This is a genomic window from Cupriavidus sp. HPC(L) (genome assembly GCF_000307735.3).
In the GTDB taxonomy this organism is placed as follows: Bacteria; Pseudomonadota; Gammaproteobacteria; order Burkholderiales; family Burkholderiaceae; genus Cupriavidus.
In genome coordinates, this window is record NZ_AMPR02000473.1 from 1 (window position 1) to 15,660 (window position 15,660).

The following is a 15,660-nucleotide window of genomic DNA, read 5'->3' on the forward strand; positions in this document are numbered from 1 at the left end:
GGTGGTGGCCATCGCGGCGGGTGCGGCGAGGGTCGGCGCCGCCATGCCGATGAACTCGGCAGTGGTGAAGGTGGCGGCCGGCGTGCCGGGGTTTGGCGCGGTGTCCGCGTCGTCGCCGCCGCCGCAGCCGGCCAGCAGCGCGGCCGAAGCCGAGCCCAGCGGCAGCATCGGGGAGGTGGCGAGGAATTTGAGAATGGTGCGGCGAGATGGATTCGGTGTTGGCTTCATGTTGTTGAAAGCAATCTGAAAGTTCGACGCTGCAAACGACGATGCCCGGCGGGGGCCGGGCATCGAGGGGGGACCGCTCTGGGGAGCGCAGACAGGATGGTAGGCAGCGTCGATGACAGTTTTTTGACAGCGGCGGCGGATGCGATTCGGCCTTGCAGCGGGCACACCCCGCGCAAATCGCTCAGCGCGCGTTGACGTCGCGTTCGATCGCGCGTGCCGTGACCAGCAACTGCGGCAGCAATTGCCGCAGCGTTTCCTCGACCGTCCAGCGCGATGTCGACACTGCGATGTTCACGGCGCCGATCGGCTCGCGCTGCCGGTTCAGGATCGCCTTGGCGATCGAGATATCGCCGATGAAGGACTCCTGATCGTTCAGCGCATAGCCACGCTTGCGTGCCGTCTGCAGCGCGGTGCGCAGGTCGGACAGCTCGGTGCGTGTGTGCGCCGTCATCGCGCGCCGCGGCACGCGAGCGAGCAGGCGCATCGCATCGTCGATGTCCATTTCGGCAAGGATCGCGCGCCCCGCGGCGGAGCAGTGGATCGGCAGACGCGAGCCGACATGCAGGTCGACGCTGACGGCACGGAAGCCCGGAAAGCGCACCACATAGACGATCTCGTCGCCTTCCATCTCCATCAGGTTGACGGTCTCGGCGGTGCGGCGATTCAGGTCTTCGAGATGGGGCAGGGCGCGGTCGCGCAGCGAATCGCTGGACAGCATCGCGTGGCTCAAATGAAGCACCTTGCCCGACAGCGTGAATGCGCGGGTCTTCGGGTCCTGCCGCAGATAGCCGAGCGCGGTCAGCGTATGGGTGATGCGCTGCAGCGCGCTGCGGCTCAGCGAGGCATGCTCGCAGAGCTCGGTCAGGCCGACCGGGCGGCCGATGTCGGCCAGGCGCTCGAGCACTTCGAAGGCCTTGCCGATCGACGCGATAAAGAGCGGATTGGCGGAGCGGCTGTCGTCGCCGCGCTCATCGCCTCGCTCATTGCTGCGCTGATCGCGATGCCTGCCACTGCCGTTCGCCCCCACGCTCCGGGCCTTCGATCCCCGTACTGCCTTCGCCGTCCCCAATTTCCCGATTCTCCCGCCCTGATTCGCCACAGGTATCGCATACCGATATCCGCTATTGCGCCCGCGATAGTGAGCCACTTACATTCGAAGCCGTCAAGACATCCACTCATCCACCGATTTCCATGGAACATCAGAACGCGCCGATCCCACCGTCCCGCCCGCCACGCGTTGCCGTGGTGGGAGCCGGCATCGTCGGGTCGGCGATCGCATACGAGCTGCAGAAGCGCGGGGCCGACGTCACGCTGATCGATCGGGACGAGCCGGGGCAAGCCTGCAGCTACGGCAATTCCGGGGCCATCAGCCCGGGGTCGGTCGCGCCGCTGGCGATGCCTGGCGTGCTGGCCTCGTTGCCGACCATGCTGCTGGACGAACGCAGTCCGCTGTATCTGCCGCTGTCCTATCTGCCGCGCGCCTTGCCCTGGCTGCTGCGCTTCATTGCGTCGGCCTCGCCGCACCGCGTCGAGCAGGCGGCCGAGCGGCTGCATGCCATCCACGTCAATGCGGTGCAGCGGCATCGGCAGCTGACGCAGGAGATCGGCGCGCCCGAGCTGCTGATGCAGCGCGGCCATCTGCATCTGTATCCCGATGCCGGGGCGCTGGAGAAGGACGCCACCTCCTGGCGCATGCGCAAGGAATTCGGCTACGACGTCGAGACGCTGGGTCGCGCCGGCATCGAGGCGCTGGAGCCCAATGTCGGCAAGCGTTATCAGATCGGCGTCTTTCTGCAGGATCACGCGACCATCGTCAATCCGGGGCGCTACGTGCAGGCCATCGTGCGGGCGTTCGAGCAACGCGGCGGACAGCGGCGCAGGACCGAGGTTCGCGCGCTGCGGCGCGCGGACTTCGCGGGCCGCCCGCGCTGGTGCGTGGTGGAGGCGGATGGCCGCGAGGACGAATGCTTCGACGAGGTCGTGGTGGCCGCCGGCGCGTGGTCACGCCGGTTGACGGCACCGCTGGGGCTGGATCTTCCGCTGGAGAGCCAGCGTGGCTATCACGTGCAATTCCGCGACGCCGCGCGCACCGTATCGCGTACCGTGGTGCTGGCGGACCGCAAGGTCTTCGTCACGCCGATGGAGGAGGGGCTGCGCGTCGGCGGCACGGTCGAAATCGGCGGGCTGTCGCGTCCGCCCGATATGCGCCGCGCGGCGATGCTCGAGCGGATCGCGCGCGAAACCTTCGATGGCCTCGACGATCCGGCGCCGAGCCGATGGATGGGGCACCGGCCGTGCATGCCGGACTCGGTGCCGATCGTCGGGCCGGCGGATGGCCATCCGGGGCTGTGGCTGGCCGTTGGACACGGGCATCTGGGCGTGACCGATTCGGTCAATACCGCGTATCGGATTGCGGACCGGATGTTGGAAGCGGGAGGCGACGCGGAAAGTCACTGGGTCCCCGCGAGCGCGGGGACGACGGATTCCGCCGTCGACGCATCGTTCCGTCGCCCCCGCGAAGGCGGGGGCCCAGCGGCTTGATTGCCAATCGAATGTTCGGGGCGAAGCGGAAAGTCACTGGGTCCCCGCGTTCGCGGGGACGACGGATTCCGCCGTCGACGCATCGTTCCGTCGCCCCCGCGAAGGCGGGGGCCCAGCGGTTTGATTGCCAATCGAATGTTGGGTGGCGAAGCAGAAAGTCACTGGGTCCCCGCGTGCGCGGGGACGACGGATTCCGCCGTCAACGCATCGTTCCGTCGCCCCCGCGAAGGCGGGGGGCCAGCGGCTTGATTGCCAAGCGAATGTGGGGCCGAAGCGGAAAGTCACTGGGTCCCCGCGTTCGCGGGGACGACGGATTTCGCCGTCGACGCATCGTTCCGTCGCCCCCGCGAAGGCGGGGGCCCAGCGGTTTGATTGCCAAGCGAATGTTGGGGCCGAAGCGGAAAGTCACTGGGTCCCCGCGTTCGCGGGGACGACGGATTCCGCCGTCGACGCATCGTTCCGTCGCCCCCGCGAAGGCGGGGGCCCAGCGGTTTGATTGCCAAGCGAATGTTGGGGCCGAAGCGGAAAGTCACTGGGTCCCCGCGTTCGCGGGGACGAGGGATTTCGCCGTCGACGCATCGTTCCGTCGCCCCCGCGAAGGCGGGGGCCCAGCGGCTTGATTGCCAATCGGTTGGGGGCCGAAGCGGGAAGTCACTGGGTCCCCGCGTGCGCGGGGACGACGGAGGCGACGGCTGTCGCCCGTGGCGCGGGCGACGGGCCGGCGATCTGAAGGCTCAACCCCAGCGGCGCACGCGGCCGGTATCGATGTGGATGAAGTTCTCGCTGCGGTAGAAGCCGACGCCGCCGGCCTGCAGCGACACGGCCGCGTCGCGCAGATCGTCGAGCGGCACGCCGGGCAGGCGGATGTCGATCGCCTTGCCGTCCATGTGCAGGCTGTGCTTGGCCACGCCGCCGCCGCGCGTCTTGCGCAGGCGCGAGTTGGTATTGGGGCTGCGATAGCCGGAGATGACCTGGAACGGGTTGTCGCTGCGCAGCACCGTGCGCAGCTGGTACAGCACGCCGAACAACTCGGGATCGATCGTGCCGACGTCACCCGAATAGTGGTCGCGCAGGAAGCGGTTTAGCTTCAGGTGGGCCTGCGGCAGGACCTGTTCGCCCATCGCGTAGACCAGCGACAGATGCTCGCCGGTATGGGTGTGGTCGAAGGCCAGCGCCCGGGCGCCCGGCACATTGGCCAGCGCCAGCCTGGGCGCCAGGGCCGTCAGGCCGGCGCTCAGCGCCAGGCCGCCGGTACGTTGCAGGAAGCGGCGCCGTGCCGGATCACGTGAATACGTCATGATGTGATGTTCTAGCTTGCTTGGCTCGAGGTTGGCTCGAAGTTGCTTGTCTCAGGAGGGTGGGGCGCTGGCCGCGCGATGGGCCGGCGGCGTGGCCCTGACGGCTGGCGTATGTGAGGCTCGGCGGGCGGCGCGCTGCTGCAGCGCCTGGCCGAGCACTTTATCTTGGCCGTAAATGTCAGCGAGGAAGTATACCCGTCCATCGGCTCTTGCGATGGCCGTGCCATAAGCCAACGTTACCGGCAAGGGATTGATCAGCGAGACGGTGCTGGCCTTGCCGGCGCCCATCGCCTGCCGGATTCGCTCCTCGGTCCACTCCGGCATGTCCTTGAGCACGAACCTGGCGAGCGCCACCGGATCTTCGACGCGGATGCAGCCGTGGCTCAGGTCGCGCCGGCCGCGCTTGAACAGCTGCGGCGCCGGCGTGTGGTGCAGATAGATGGCCTGGTTGTTCGGGAACACGAACTTGATGTCGCCGAGCGCATTCAGCGGGCCCGGCCGCTGGCGGATGCGCATCTGCCCGTCCATCACCGCCTGCATATTGGCGCCGTTCAGCTGCTTGATGACCTCGTTGCCGGCCACGAATTCGAAGCCCTGCCGGTTGAAGTAGGCCGGATCGCGCTGCAGCCGCGGAATGATTTCCTTGGTCGCGATCGAGCGCGGGACGTTCCAGTACGGGCTGAACTCGATATAGCGCATGTCCTCCTTGAACAGCGGCGTGCGCGTGTCGAGGGCCTTGCCGACGATGACCTTCATCTCCAGCCGGATATCGAGCTTGCCCTCGTGGAACTCGTAGGCGCGCAGCATGAACTCGGGGATATTGACGACGATCATGCGCGAGCCTTCCGCCAGCGGGGTCCAGCGCAGCCGCTCCATCGTCAGCACGATCTGCAGCACGCGGGCCGACGGCGGCGTGTTGAGCTGGGCCAGCGTGGCCGGGCCGATCACGCCGTCCGCTTCGAGGCCGTGACGGGTCTGGAACGACTTGACCGCGGCGACGAGCGGCCCGGTATAGGTGGCAGGCACTGGCGTGCCCGCCGGCAGATCACCGAGCGCGGTCAGGCGCTGGGCCATCGCCGGCAGCCCGTCATAGGGTTTGCCCTCGGTCAGCTTGCGCTCGGGCAACGGTGGCAGCGGGGACTTCCAGTAGGGCTGCGTGGCCAGCGCGCGGTAGCGGGCCAGCGCATCGCGCAAGGTGCCATACAGCGGAAACGACGGCGCGGCTTCGCGGATCGCGGCCGGCAGGCGGTTCGCCGCCACCGCCGCGCGCAGATAGGCGTCCGGATCGAACGGCTTTTCCTCGGCGATATTGAAGTTGGCCTGGACCTTGCGCGGGTCAATGCGGCCACGGTGCAAATCGGACAGATAGCGCTGCATCGCCCCGGTCAGCGCACCGTCGAGGCGATCGGCGGCCTCGGGCGGCAGCGCCGGTCCATTGGCGGCCTTGGCGACGGCGTCGCGCAGCATGTTGGCGTCGTAGTCCTCGGCATCGAGGCCGTCGGCCGGTGCGTTGGCCAACGCGGCGACTGCCTGCTGCGCGGCGGCGGTCGGCTTGCCGTTGGCGAACCACAGGGGCTGGGCAAGGGCGCCGTTGGCGAAGCCCGTCAGCAGGGCGGTCAGCAGCACCATCGGCAAGGCAGTCAGTGCGCGGCCGAGCCAGCTTCGGCGGTGTGCACGGGGAACGGGGAGGGACGATTGCAGGTCGTTCGGATGGGGCGTTGCGGCAAAAGTCATCGGCGATCCGGAAGGGCGTATCAGTCTGTATGCTAGCCCAGGATGCCGGCAGGCAAGGAATCGTGCACAATGCGCGTTCCCGCTGACGAGGCCTTGCCCGATGAAACGATTGCTGATGATGTTGCCGCTGGTCCTTGCCTCGGTGCTTGCGCTTGGCGGCTGCGGCGTGCTTGCCGCCCCGTGCCGGGTCGCGTCCGCGGGCCTGAAGATCGTGCCGGTGATCGGCGATGTGGCCGCGCTGCCGACCGATGCCTGCGCCGAGGTGATCGACTGAGGTGGCGGTCAAAGCGTCGCGGCTGCAACGGCCTACCGGTACGACAGCACCAGCCCCTGGATCAGCTGCGTCCAGCCCTCGAGCATCACGAACAGCAGCAGCTTGAAGGGCACCGAGATCGTCGTTGGCGCGATCATCGACATGCCGAGCGCCAGCAGGATCGCGGCGACGATCAGGTCGACCACGACGAAGACCAGATAGATGATGAAGCCGATCTGGAATGCGCGCGTCAGCTCCGACAGCGTGAAGCTCGGGATCAGCACCATCATGTCGTCCGGCTGCAGATCGTCGGCACGGCCCTCGGGCCAGATCCGCTTGGCCGACTGCACGAAGAAGGTGCGGTTGCGTTCCTCGGTGTGCTTGATCAGAAATTCCTTCAGCGGCCCGCTGACCGAGTCGTAGACGGTCACCACATCCCCCACGTTGAACGGCGCATTGCTCTGTGCGCGCCGCTCGATCGCGTCGAAGGCGTCGGCGCCGATCGGCGCCATGATGTAGGCGGTCAGGATGATCGCGATGCCGTTCAGCACCATATTGGGGGGCACCTGCTGCAGCCCCAGCGCCGCGCGCAGCAACCCGAACACGATCACCAGCTTGGTATAGCTGGTCACCATCAGGGCGACGAACGGCGCAATGCCGAACGCCAGGATGACGGTGAGGATCAGTACCGGGTTGTACAGATTCCCGCTCATGCGTCGCCCGCGGCGAAGCTCGACACGCGCACGCCGAGCCGGTTGCCCACCGCGATCAGCGTGCCGGTGCCCAGGATGCGGCCGCCGGCGACGATGCGCACCTCGCTCTGTTTCAGCGGCTGGGGCAGCTCGAATACATAGCCGGGCCGCACCTCGCGCAGGTCGGCCAGCGCGAGCGAGACATCGCCGACCTCGAAGCGCAGCGACACCTCCAGCTCTTCCAGCCGATCGAGCGCGGCCGGCGCGGCGTCCGGATGCGGCAATTCACGCTGCCCGTTGTTGCGGTCTTCCATGCTGTCTCCATGAGCCGACGGCGCGGTGGGGGCGCCGGTCGGGCGTTGAATCGTGATGCGGCGCCCCTCGGCCAGCGCGGGCCAGCCCAGTCCCGCTGCACCGGTGGTGCAATGGACGGCCAGCGCGCCGCCATGCGTCTGCCACTGTTCGATGCCGACGATGTCGCCGGGACGGATGTCGCGCATCTCGCCGACCGCGATGGCGGTGGTGCCGATGCGCACGGCCAGCGGCACCCGCAATTGCGCCAGCCACGGCGGCAGCCCGGCATCGGGCGCGCGCTGCAGCACCGGCAGCGTGGCGAGGCGCTCGGGCTCGTCCAGTTGCAGGGTCGCGTGCAGCGTCTCGCGGTCGGTCGCGGGACCACCGCCATCGCCGCCATCGCCGCCATCGGCGATCCGTCGCAGCGTCAGCCCGAAGCAGGGCGCGCCCGAGCGCTGGCCGGCTCCATTCCCTTGCCAGGCGAACGGCTGCCGCGATGCCGCGGCCACCGCCTCTGCGACCTGGGCCAGCGCATCGGCCATCAACGCTTGCCGCAGCAGGGCCGGCAAGGTCTCCGCTGCGCCGTCCACGCCTAGCAGGCGGCGTTCGCTCGGGACATCGAACAGCAGCTGCCCGCGCGTTTCGCCGAGCGTGAAGGCGTAGGCGTTGACGTGGGCCGAGCTTGACGAGGGGCCCGGCCGCGGCTCGAAACGCAGCACCCAATCGGCGCCGGCCACCCGAAGCCGCAACGGCGCGGTCCGGCACAGCAGGCGATTGGACAGCGCCGCGATATCGGCTTCGACATGCGGCAGCTCGGGCGCGGCGTCCAGCTCACGGATCATCGCAGCCTCGCCGGATCCCGGGCGATGCAGCCGAACGCGCGCACGCGCCGGTCCCCCGCGGCCCGCTGACAAGGGGCCTGCCGACGCTGGGGGTTCGCTGAGCGCAACGGATGACGTCATGGATGGCAGAGGCATGGCAAGGCCCGCGGCGGCGACAAAGCCCGCAGCGGCCTGAGCCGGGGACCGAAATACGAGGTACGCAAATGCACGCAAATGTCGCAACTGCGCACAGATGCGCGACGGGAGAACGATACGGAAGCAGGTGCAGCCCCGTCCACTACGAGCCTTGGTAGGGACCGTCCCCGGGACGCCTTCGGCAGCCCCGCTGCTACGAATCCTCGGTATTGGTCGCGTGGCGCAGCCGCCATACACTGCGCTCACCGTTCGCCAGGGGGCGCCGCGGCGGCATGGCTCGGCTTGGCCGTGGCTTCGGTGTCAGGGTGGCCCGCCCGGTGTGAACGGCCAATCGAAGCATCGCCGCGGGCCACAAGCCCATAAGCAACCCGTAAGCAGCCCAAAAGCAGCCCAAAAGCAGCCCACATATCGCGTCATGGCAAAACTGTCGGGATTCACCAAGGGGATCGGCCCCACGCCGGGCCTGCAGCAGATGGCTGCGGCGGCCTCGCGCCAGTCCGACATCGCGCTGACGCTGCTGCTGTTCGCGGTGATCGCGTTGTTCGTGCTGCCGCTGCCGACCTTCCTGCTGGACCTGATGCTGACGATCAATCTGGGCATCAGCCTGACGCTGCTGATCGTCGCCACCTATATTCCGTCGGCGCTGTCGCTGTCGACCTTCCCCTCGCTGCTGCTGTTCACCACGCTGCTGCGGCTCTCGCTCAATATCGCGTCGACCAAGCTGATCCTGTTGCATGCCAACGCGGGCCACATCATCGAGACGTTCGGCAAGCTGATCGTCGGCAACAACGTCGTGGTCGGCGGCGTGGTGTTCCTGATCATCGCGATCGTGCAGTTCATCGTGATCGCCAAGGGCTCGGAGCGCGTGGCCGAGGTCGGCGCCCGTTTCGCGCTGGACGCGATGCCCGGCAAGCAGATGAGCATCGACGCCGACGTCCGCGCCGGCACCATCAGCGCCGCCCAGGCACAGGAGCGGCGCCGCGAGCTGGAGCAGGAATGCCAGCTGCACGGGGCGATGGACGGTGCGATGAAGTTCGTCAAGGGCGATGCGATCGCGGGCGTCGTCATCGCGCTGGTCAATATCCTGGCCGGCATCACGATCGGCACGCTGATGAAGGACATGAGCATCGGCGACGCGCTGCAGCGCTACGCGATCCTGACCATCGGCGACGGCATGGTCTCGCAGATCCCGTCGCTGCTGGTGTCGATCGCCGCCGGCGTGGTGATCACCCGTGTGTCGTCGGACGACAGCGACAGCCGCGCCGCCAACCTCGGCACCGTGATCGGCCGCCAGCTGCTGGCCCAGCCGAAGGCGCTGCTGGTGTCGGGCGTGGCGATCGCCGTGTTCCTGGTGGTGCCCGGCTTCCCCAAATGGACGTTCGCCTCGATGGCGCTGGTGGTGGCCGGCTGCGGCTACTGGCTGATGCGGCGGGGCCAGCGTACCGCCGGCACGGTCACCTGGATCGAGATGCCGGACGAGCGCAAGTCGGACGACACGCGCTCGGCCGTGGCGCCCGCGCTGGCGCTCGACCTGGACCCGACGCTGCGCGATCGCCTGGACATGCGCCAGTTCGAGCAGCGCATGACGATCGCCAAGGGGCAGGTCGAGTCGGACCTGGGCATGGTCTTCCCGCGGCTGCGCATCGAATACCGCCCGCTGGGCGAGCCCGACGCCTACGCAATCCGCGTGCAGGACGTGGTGGCCTCGCGCGGCGCGCTGCGGCCCGGCATGGAGCTGGTCGAACCGGGCTCGCGCGCACTGGTGGACCAGGGCCGCGCCGTGGTCGGCGCGCCGTTCGGGCCGTTCGCCGAGGCGGTATGGATTCCGCAGGACAAGCCGACCGGCCGCGCCGGCCGCGAAGCCATCGGCGACGCGCGGGCCCCGGGGGCGCCGCGCACGCTGTCGTGCGAGGAAGTGCTGGCCGTCCATGTCGGCGCGGTGATCAAGCAGCATGCCGCGCCGCTGCTCGGCATCCAGGACGTGCAGGAGATGATGCACGTGGTGCAGGCCGAGGCGCCGGACCTGGTGATGGAGCTGGCCCGTGTGGTGCCGCTGCAGCGCGTCACCGAGGTGCTGCGCCGCCTGCTGCAGGAAGACGTGCCGATCCGCAACCTGCGCACGATCTTCGAGAGCCTGGTGACCTGGGCACCCAAGGAAACCGATGCGATCGCGCTGACCGAACTGGTCCGCGTCGATCTGGGCCGGCTGATCACCAGCCGCCATGTCGGCGGCGAACGCGCGATCGACGCGGTGCTGTTCGAGCCCGCGCTGGAGCAGCGCGTCCAGGGCGCGATCGAAAAGGCCGCGCGCGGCAACCTGCTGCTGCTGAGCCACGACGTAACCCGGGAGATCCGCGAGCAGCTGCGCCAGCTGCTGGAGAAGGCCAACGCCGCGCGCGTGGTGGTGGTGGTCAGCGTCGACGTGCGCCGCTACATCAAGCGGCTGATCGAGCCGGTCGCGCCGCGCCTGCCGGTGCTGTCCTACCAGGAAGTCGACGAGGACGTGCGCCTGGTGCCGGTCGGCTGGATCCGCAATCCCGAGGTCGAGTGAGCGATGGGCGCCGACACCATTCTCGATATCACGCGCGAGGCGCTGCTGGTGGTGCTGTGGGTGACGCTGCCGGTGGTGCTGATCGGCACCGTGGTGGCGCTGGTGGTGGCGGTACTGCAGGCGGTCACCCAGATCCAGGACCAGAGCATCGGCACCTCGGCGCGGCTGATCGCGGTGCTGGTGTCGCTGGTGCTGCTGGGCGGCTGGCTCGGTGGCGAGGTGATGCGGTTCTCGCAGCGGGCGATCCAGACGATGCTGACGTTCCTGTAACGACAGATTCGATGACAGATTCGGCGACAGGATCGACGACAAGACGCGCACGACAGTTACGAACAATTACGCAGTGGAAAACCGGGGAGGATATGTTGACAAGCGAACGGTTCGGACCTCGATGTCTGGCCATGGCGGGCGCAATGCAGGGCCGTCCGTCGACAGATAACGCGCCGCGCGTGCCACAAGCCGCCACCGCTTCGTCGTCCCCGCGCATGCGGGGACCCAGTGGCTTTCGCCATGCGACATCGCAAAGTCAAAGCCGCTGGGTCCCCGCCTACGCGGGGACGACGGGACGCGAGGGGACGACGGGGCGTGCGGGGACGACGGGACGCGAGGGGACGACGGGGCGTGCGGGGACGACGGGGCGCGTGGGCACGACAAGGGTTCTTGCGGCAGTCGCGCTGCTGCTGGCCCTGTGGCTCGGCGCCATCGCGCCGCTGCATGCCGCCGACCTGAACTGGCCCGGCAAGCCGTTCCAGATCTCGGCCAGCGAGAAGCGCGTGGCGGACTTCCTGCGCGAGCTCGCGTCAACGCAGGGCACCACCGCGGTGGTCGATTCGCGCGTGGACGGCACCATCAGCGGCCGCTTCTCCGATTCGCCGCTGTCGATCCTGCGCAGCGTCTGCGCCAGCTATGGCCTGACCTACTACTACGACGGCTCGCTGCTCTATATCGAGCCAGCCGGCGAGGCGCGCAGCGAGGTCATTCCGTTCGCGCGCGGGGCAGGGGACCGGCTGAACGATGCGCTCGAACACATGCAGGTCATCGACTCGCGCTATCCGATCACGATCAACGACGACGACGGCACCGTGATGGTGTCGGGGCCGAAGCGCTACGTCGAGACCGTGCGTTCGGCGGTGCGCGCCTTCGACGATCGCGCCGTCAACGACGACCGCGCCGAGGTGCAGATCTTCCCGCTGAAGTATTCGTGGGCCTCGGACTTCCGCATCAACCGCTCCGGCAAGGACATCACGGTGCCGGGCGTCGTCACGGTGCTGCGCAGCCTGTACGGCCGCCAGCGCGCCGGCACGGCGACCACGCCGGTCAGTATGGGGCCGAGCCGCGGCGCCAGCCGCATGGCCGAGCTGCGCAGCGGCGGCGCCAACAACATGACGCTGCCGCAGGCCAATCCGCGCCAGGTGCTCGAGTCGATGAACGACGGCTCCACCGGCATCGGCCAGCCCGGCTTCGGCAACTGGGGCTTCGGCGGCCTGCCGCAGTTCCAGGCCGATACGCGGCTGAATGCCGTGATCGTGCGCGACGTGCCGGAACGGATGGCGCAGTACCAGCGGCTGATCTCGTCGCTCGACATCAAGCCGCGGCTGATCGAGATCGAAGTCACGATCATGGACATCAGCCAGGAGAACCTGGACAGCCTGGGCGTCGACTGGCGCCTGCACACGCGCCACGTGGACCTGCAGCTGGGCGGTGGCGGCGGTTCGCCGCTGACCTTCGGCAATGCGCGCTCGGAGGGCGGCACCACCGGCAATACCGCCGGCTCGGGCCTGCAGTTCACCGGCGCGATCGGCAACGACGTCACGCGCTACCTGCTGACCCGCGTCAAGGCGCTGGCCGAGCGTGGCCAGGCCAACTTCGTCGCGCGGCCCAAGGTGCTGACGCTGGACAACACCGAGGCCGCGCTGGAGAACATGCGCGAGTTCTATGTCCGCGTCGACGGTTTCCAGGACGCCGGCCTGTTCAATGTGGTCGCCGGCACCGCGGTGCGCGTGACGCCGCTGGTGATCGACGAGCGCGAAGGGCGCGCGGTGATGCTGAGCATCGATATCGCCGATGGGGACCTGTCCGGTGAGACCGTCGACAACATCCCGATCGTGCGGCGCCGCTCGATCACCACGCAGGCGATGGTTGACGAGGGCAAGAGCCTGCTGATCGCGGGCTACACGGTGGAAGAGAAGCTGCGCGCATCGTCGGGCGTGCCGTTCCTGCAGGACGTGCCGATCATCGGCAACCTGTTCAAGTACCAGGAGAAGCGCCAGGCCAATATGGAACGCTTCTACCTGCTGACACCGCGTCTGGTGATGCCGGGGATGAGCTGATGGCCGCGCTGCACGTCGATCCGTACGCCGATTCGTACGCCGATCCCCACGCCGATCCGCTTGCCGACCCGCCGCGCCAGGAGGCCGGCGCGGCCGGCTGGACGCTGCGGCTGCTGGGCGGCGCCGTCTACGGCCGCGTGATCTCGCTGCGGCGCGGCGCCAATGTGCTGGGCGCCGCCAGCGACGTCGACATCAGCGTGCCCGGGGACGACGTGCAGCCGCGCCATCTGGTGCTGAACGTCGGCGAGCTGGCGGTGTCGGCCGAGCGCATCGGCGAGGCGCAGGTCAAGGTCAACGGCCGCGACACCACGCAGCGCGTGATCGCACTGGCCGGCGGTGACATCCTGACGGTCGGCTCGCTCGACATGGAACTGCTGCGCGCCGCGCCGGCGGCGTCCGAGACCACCGACACGCTGTTCGCCTGGGCCGAATCGGGCCGCCGCGCCGCGCGCGCCGACAGCGACGAGCCGGTGCGCCAGTCCAGCCGCTGGGTGCTGGGCGGCATCGGCGTGCTGGTGGTGGCGCTGCTGATCGGCGCCGGGTGGCTGGCCGCCACGCTGTCGCAGGACGGCGGGTTTGCGCGTACCGCGCAGGTGGACCCGGCCGAGGTGCGCCAGACGGTCGCGAGCTATCCGGAACTCGAGGTGGTGTCGCTGCCCAATGGCGCCGTTACCGTGCGCGGATTCGTCAATTCGCGCGTCGACCGCCAACGCATCGCCCAGGCGCTGGCGCCGTTCGGGCGCGGCGTGCAGCAGCAGGTCCGTTCCGCCGACGACATCATCGAACACATCCAGCGCTACGTCGACGAGCCGGGCGTGGGCATCGCCTATCAAGGCAATGGCCGCGTGGTGCTGACCGGCACGGCCGACCCGGTCGCCGGCCGCGACAAGGTCAAGCGCGTGATCGAGGACCTGCACCCCGGCGTGCTGGTGTCCGATCGCATCGACTATCGCGAGACCGCCGACAGCCGGCGGCGCCATCTGCGCGAGGGCCGCTGGGACAACTGGCAGGGCGTGTTTCCGGCGCGGGTGGTCAGCATCACCGACAACGGCGATGGCACGCGCTATGTGCAGCTGGCCAACGGCAGCCGGTATTTCGAAGGGGCGGTGCTGAAGAACGGCGCCGAGATCGAGAAGATCGAAGCGGACGGGCTGGTGCTGAAGGAAGGCAAGGGCGGCGAGCCGCCGCCGCAGCGCTAGGGAGCGCCCAAATGCGCCGCAGGAATTCGCCGCGGTCTCTCGCAAGGGGCCGCGGCAGATCGGTTCCGCATCGCCGATGCGGAGTGTTTGGCAGTACCACTTGAGTACCACTTGACGAAGGAGATGGAAATGGCTGGTGAAGTCGATCTGAACGCCAAGATGCAGGAAATCCAGCAGAAGGCCCAGGAGTTCTCGGTGAACATCATGGCCCTGCAGGACACGCTGACCCGTCAGAACGCCGTGGTCAGCAGCGAAATGGCGCACAACACGCAGAAGGCCAACCTGGTCCAGGGCGCGATGCAGGACGTCAAGCAGACGTCGAGGACCAACTGACGGCGGCGGGGTCGCGCGCGTCGCCGGACGGCCACGGCGCCGGTCCGGCGCGCCGCGCACCCTGACCCGCTTGTCCCTGATTTCAGTCGAGGAGAACAGCGATGGATCCCACCGCGATCGCCGCCCAAGGCGCCGTTGCCGATACGGCTACCGTGTCCGCGCACCAGCAGGCGCCGCAGGCCAACCAGGCCGCCGATCCGGCCGACGCGCGCACCTTCGCCGAGATGGTGCAGCATGGCGCCGCCGGCGGCACCACCGCCAGCGAGCCGAGCACGTCCTCGCTCGGCGCCGCGATCCGCACCACCTATGTGTCGGCGGGCGAGGAGGCGGCACGCCAGGCCGCGCGGCTCGACGAGATGCGCGAGAGCATGTTCACCGCGATCCAGCAGGGCAGCACCAGCGACGTGGTGTATCAGGCCATGATGCTGCAGACCGAATCGCTCGAGCTGTTCTCGTCGATCCATGTCACATCGAGCATCGGCAGCGCGGGCACCAATCTGTTCAACAGCCTGCTCAAGAACCAGCAATGACGCCGATCTCTGCGGCTTCGGCCATGCCGGCCACGCGCCGGCTCCGGCTGTCCCGTCTTGTCCGTATTGCCCCGCTGACGCTGGCGCTGTTGCTGGCCGCCTGCCGCGTCGACCTGTATGCCTCGCTGAACGAGGCCGAGGCCAACCAGATGCTGGCGGTGCTGACCGCCGAAGGCATCGATGCCGACAAGGTCCGCGCCGGCGAGACCGGCTGGAGCGTGCGCGTCGACGAGGCGCAGCTGCCCGCCGCGCTGGAGATCCTGCGCAGCGAAGGGCTGCCCGGCGAGCGCTTTTCGTCGCTGGGCCAGGTATTCCAGAAGCAGGGACTGGTGGCGACGCCGACCGAAGAGCGCATGCGCTATATCTTCGCGCTGTCGCAGGAGCTGTCCGAAACGCTGCGCAATATCGACGGCGTGGTGACCGCGCGGGTGCACGTGGTGATCCCGGCTACCGATCCGCTGTCGGACAAGATCCGGCCGTCGTCGGCGGCGGTCTTCATCAAGCATCGTCCCGATACCGACCTGCGGCTGCTGGTGCCGACGGTCAAGGACATGGTCGCCCACAGCATCGAGGGCGTGACCCACGACAAGGTCTCGCTGTCGCTGGTCGAGGCGCGGCCGTTTACGCCCATCGGGCCGGTCGCCCGTGCGCCGGCCAGCCACGGCTTCCCGGTCGGCCGCTTCGCGGCGATCGCGGGGGC

General features: G+C 68.6%; 14 protein-coding genes and 1 pseudogene. 9 read left to right on the plus strand and 6 right to left on the minus strand.

Going from position 1 to position 15,660, the window contains the following annotated elements; genetic code table 11:
- Positions 1–228, minus strand: a pseudogene (locus tag B551_RS25920) (alkaline phosphatase); the annotation flags it as partial.
- Between the two features lie 181 nt (positions 229–409).
- On the minus strand, positions 410–1,255 hold the full coding sequence (locus B551_RS24775; RefSeq protein WP_006575617.1) for an IclR family transcriptional regulator: 846 nt from the start codon (positions 1,253–1,255) through the stop codon (positions 410–412).
- Between the two features lie 164 nt (positions 1,256–1,419).
- On the opposite strand from B551_RS24775, the gene B551_RS24780 reads away from it, so the two are divergent.
- Positions 1,420–2,769 (plus strand): FAD-binding oxidoreductase, encoded by a 1,350-nt coding sequence (locus tag B551_RS24780; protein ID WP_023265236.1) that lies wholly within the window; start codon positions 1,420–1,422, stop codon positions 2,767–2,769.
- 734 nt (positions 2,770–3,503) lie between these two features.
- Here the strand turns inward: B551_RS24780 and B551_RS24785 are convergent.
- Both B551_RS24785 and B551_RS24790 read right to left on the minus strand, forming a co-directional pair.
- Positions 3,504–4,067, minus strand: coding sequence for a DUF882 domain-containing protein (locus B551_RS24785; protein ID WP_006576046.1), 564 nt, complete (start codon positions 4,065–4,067; stop codon positions 3,504–3,506).
- Positions 4,068–4,118: 51 nt separating this feature from the next.
- Positions 4,119–5,696, minus strand: a complete 1,578-nt coding sequence (locus B551_RS24790) for a murein L,D-transpeptidase (RefSeq protein WP_006576045.1) — start codon at positions 5,694–5,696, stop codon at positions 4,119–4,121.
- Positions 5,697–5,916: 220 nt separating this feature from the next.
- On the opposite strand from B551_RS24790, the gene B551_RS26810 reads away from it, so the two are divergent.
- Complete coding sequence (locus tag B551_RS26810) at positions 5,917–6,075, plus strand: DUF6726 family protein (protein WP_006576044.1); 159 nt, start codon at positions 5,917–5,919, stop codon at positions 6,073–6,075.
- Between the two features lie 32 nt (positions 6,076–6,107).
- On the opposite strand, the gene sctR is transcribed toward B551_RS26810, so the two are convergent.
- Positions 6,108–6,767 (minus strand): type III secretion system export apparatus subunit SctR, encoded by a 660-nt coding sequence (sctR, locus tag B551_RS24795; RefSeq protein ID WP_006576043.1) that lies wholly within the window; start codon positions 6,765–6,767, stop codon positions 6,108–6,110.
- Positions 6,764–7,882 carry a type III secretion system cytoplasmic ring protein SctQ gene (gene sctQ / locus B551_RS24800; RefSeq protein ID WP_023265238.1) on the minus strand — a complete coding sequence of 373 codons (1,119 nt, stop codon included), beginning with the start codon at positions 7,880–7,882 and terminating at the stop codon, positions 6,764–6,766. Before sctQ ends, sctR begins: the two co-directional genes overlap by 4 nt.
- Before the next feature lie 550 nt (positions 7,883–8,432).
- Here sctQ and sctV point away from each other — a divergent pair.
- The 7 genes from sctV to sctJ form a co-directional block, all read left to right on the plus strand.
- Positions 8,433–10,568 carry a type III secretion system export apparatus subunit SctV gene (gene sctV / locus B551_RS24805; protein WP_043442842.1) on the plus strand — a complete coding sequence of 712 codons (2,136 nt, stop codon included), beginning with the start codon at positions 8,433–8,435 and terminating at the stop codon, positions 10,566–10,568.
- A 3-nt stretch (positions 10,569–10,571) separates the two neighbouring features.
- A complete protein-coding gene (locus B551_RS24810; protein ID WP_006580269.1) occupies positions 10,572–10,838 on the plus strand; it encodes a flagellar biosynthetic protein FliQ in 267 nt (88 codons plus the stop codon).
- Positions 10,839–11,209: 371 nt separating this feature from the next.
- On the plus strand, positions 11,210–12,898 hold the full coding sequence (gene sctC / locus B551_RS24815; RefSeq protein ID WP_023265240.1) for a type III secretion system outer membrane ring subunit SctC: 1,689 nt from the start codon (positions 11,210–11,212) through the stop codon (positions 12,896–12,898).
- Positions 12,898–14,097: an FHA domain-containing protein gene (locus B551_RS24820; RefSeq protein ID WP_023265241.1), complete on the plus strand. Its 1,200-nt coding sequence runs from the start codon at positions 12,898–12,900 to the stop codon at positions 14,095–14,097. Before sctC ends, B551_RS24820 begins: the two co-directional genes overlap by 1 nt.
- Before the next feature lie 129 nt (positions 14,098–14,226).
- Positions 14,227–14,430, plus strand: a complete 204-nt coding sequence (locus tag B551_RS24825) for a hypothetical protein (RefSeq protein ID WP_006580119.1) — start codon at positions 14,227–14,229, stop codon at positions 14,428–14,430.
- Between the two features lie 101 nt (positions 14,431–14,531).
- Positions 14,532–14,960: a hypothetical protein gene (locus B551_RS24830; protein ID WP_006580118.1), complete on the plus strand. Its 429-nt coding sequence runs from the start codon at positions 14,532–14,534 to the stop codon at positions 14,958–14,960.
- Positions 14,957–15,660: type III secretion system inner membrane ring lipoprotein SctJ (gene sctJ, locus B551_RS24835; RefSeq protein WP_253281419.1), on the plus strand; the 704-nt coding region annotated here is incomplete at its 3' end. The genes B551_RS24830 and sctJ, both read left to right, overlap by 4 nt.

What these genes read in the sequence shown, in the direction of transcription:
- B551_RS24780 (WP_023265236.1), top strand. Translation starts at nt 1,420, where the DNA reads ATGGAACATCAGAACGCGCCGATCCCACCGTCCCGCCCGCCACGCGTT.
- B551_RS24785 (WP_006576046.1), bottom strand. Translation starts at nt 4,067, where the DNA reads ATGACGTATTCACGTGATCCGGCACGGCGCCGCTTCCTGCAACGTACC.
- B551_RS24790 (WP_006576045.1), bottom strand. Translation starts at nt 5,696, where the DNA reads ATGGTGCTGCTGACCGCCCTGCTGACGGGCTTCGCCAACGGCGCCCTT.
- B551_RS26810 (WP_006576044.1), top strand. Translation starts at nt 5,917, where the DNA reads ATGATGTTGCCGCTGGTCCTTGCCTCGGTGCTTGCGCTTGGCGGCTGC.
- sctR (WP_006576043.1), bottom strand. Translation starts at nt 6,767, where the DNA reads ATGAGCGGGAATCTGTACAACCCGGTACTGATCCTCACCGTCATCCTG.
- sctQ (WP_023265238.1), bottom strand. Translation starts at nt 7,882, where the DNA reads ATGATCCGTGAGCTGGACGCCGCGCCCGAGCTGCCGCATGTCGAAGCC.
- sctV (WP_043442842.1), top strand. Translation starts at nt 8,433, where the DNA reads ATGGCAAAACTGTCGGGATTCACCAAGGGGATCGGCCCCACGCCGGGC.
- B551_RS24810 (WP_006580269.1), top strand. Translation starts at nt 10,572, where the DNA reads ATGGGCGCCGACACCATTCTCGATATCACGCGCGAGGCGCTGCTGGTG.
- B551_RS24820 (WP_023265241.1), top strand. Translation starts at nt 12,898, where the DNA reads ATGGCCGCGCTGCACGTCGATCCGTACGCCGATTCGTACGCCGATCCC.
- B551_RS24825 (WP_006580119.1), top strand. Translation starts at nt 14,227, where the DNA reads ATGGCTGGTGAAGTCGATCTGAACGCCAAGATGCAGGAAATCCAGCAG.
- B551_RS24830 (WP_006580118.1), top strand. Translation starts at nt 14,532, where the DNA reads ATGGATCCCACCGCGATCGCCGCCCAAGGCGCCGTTGCCGATACGGCT.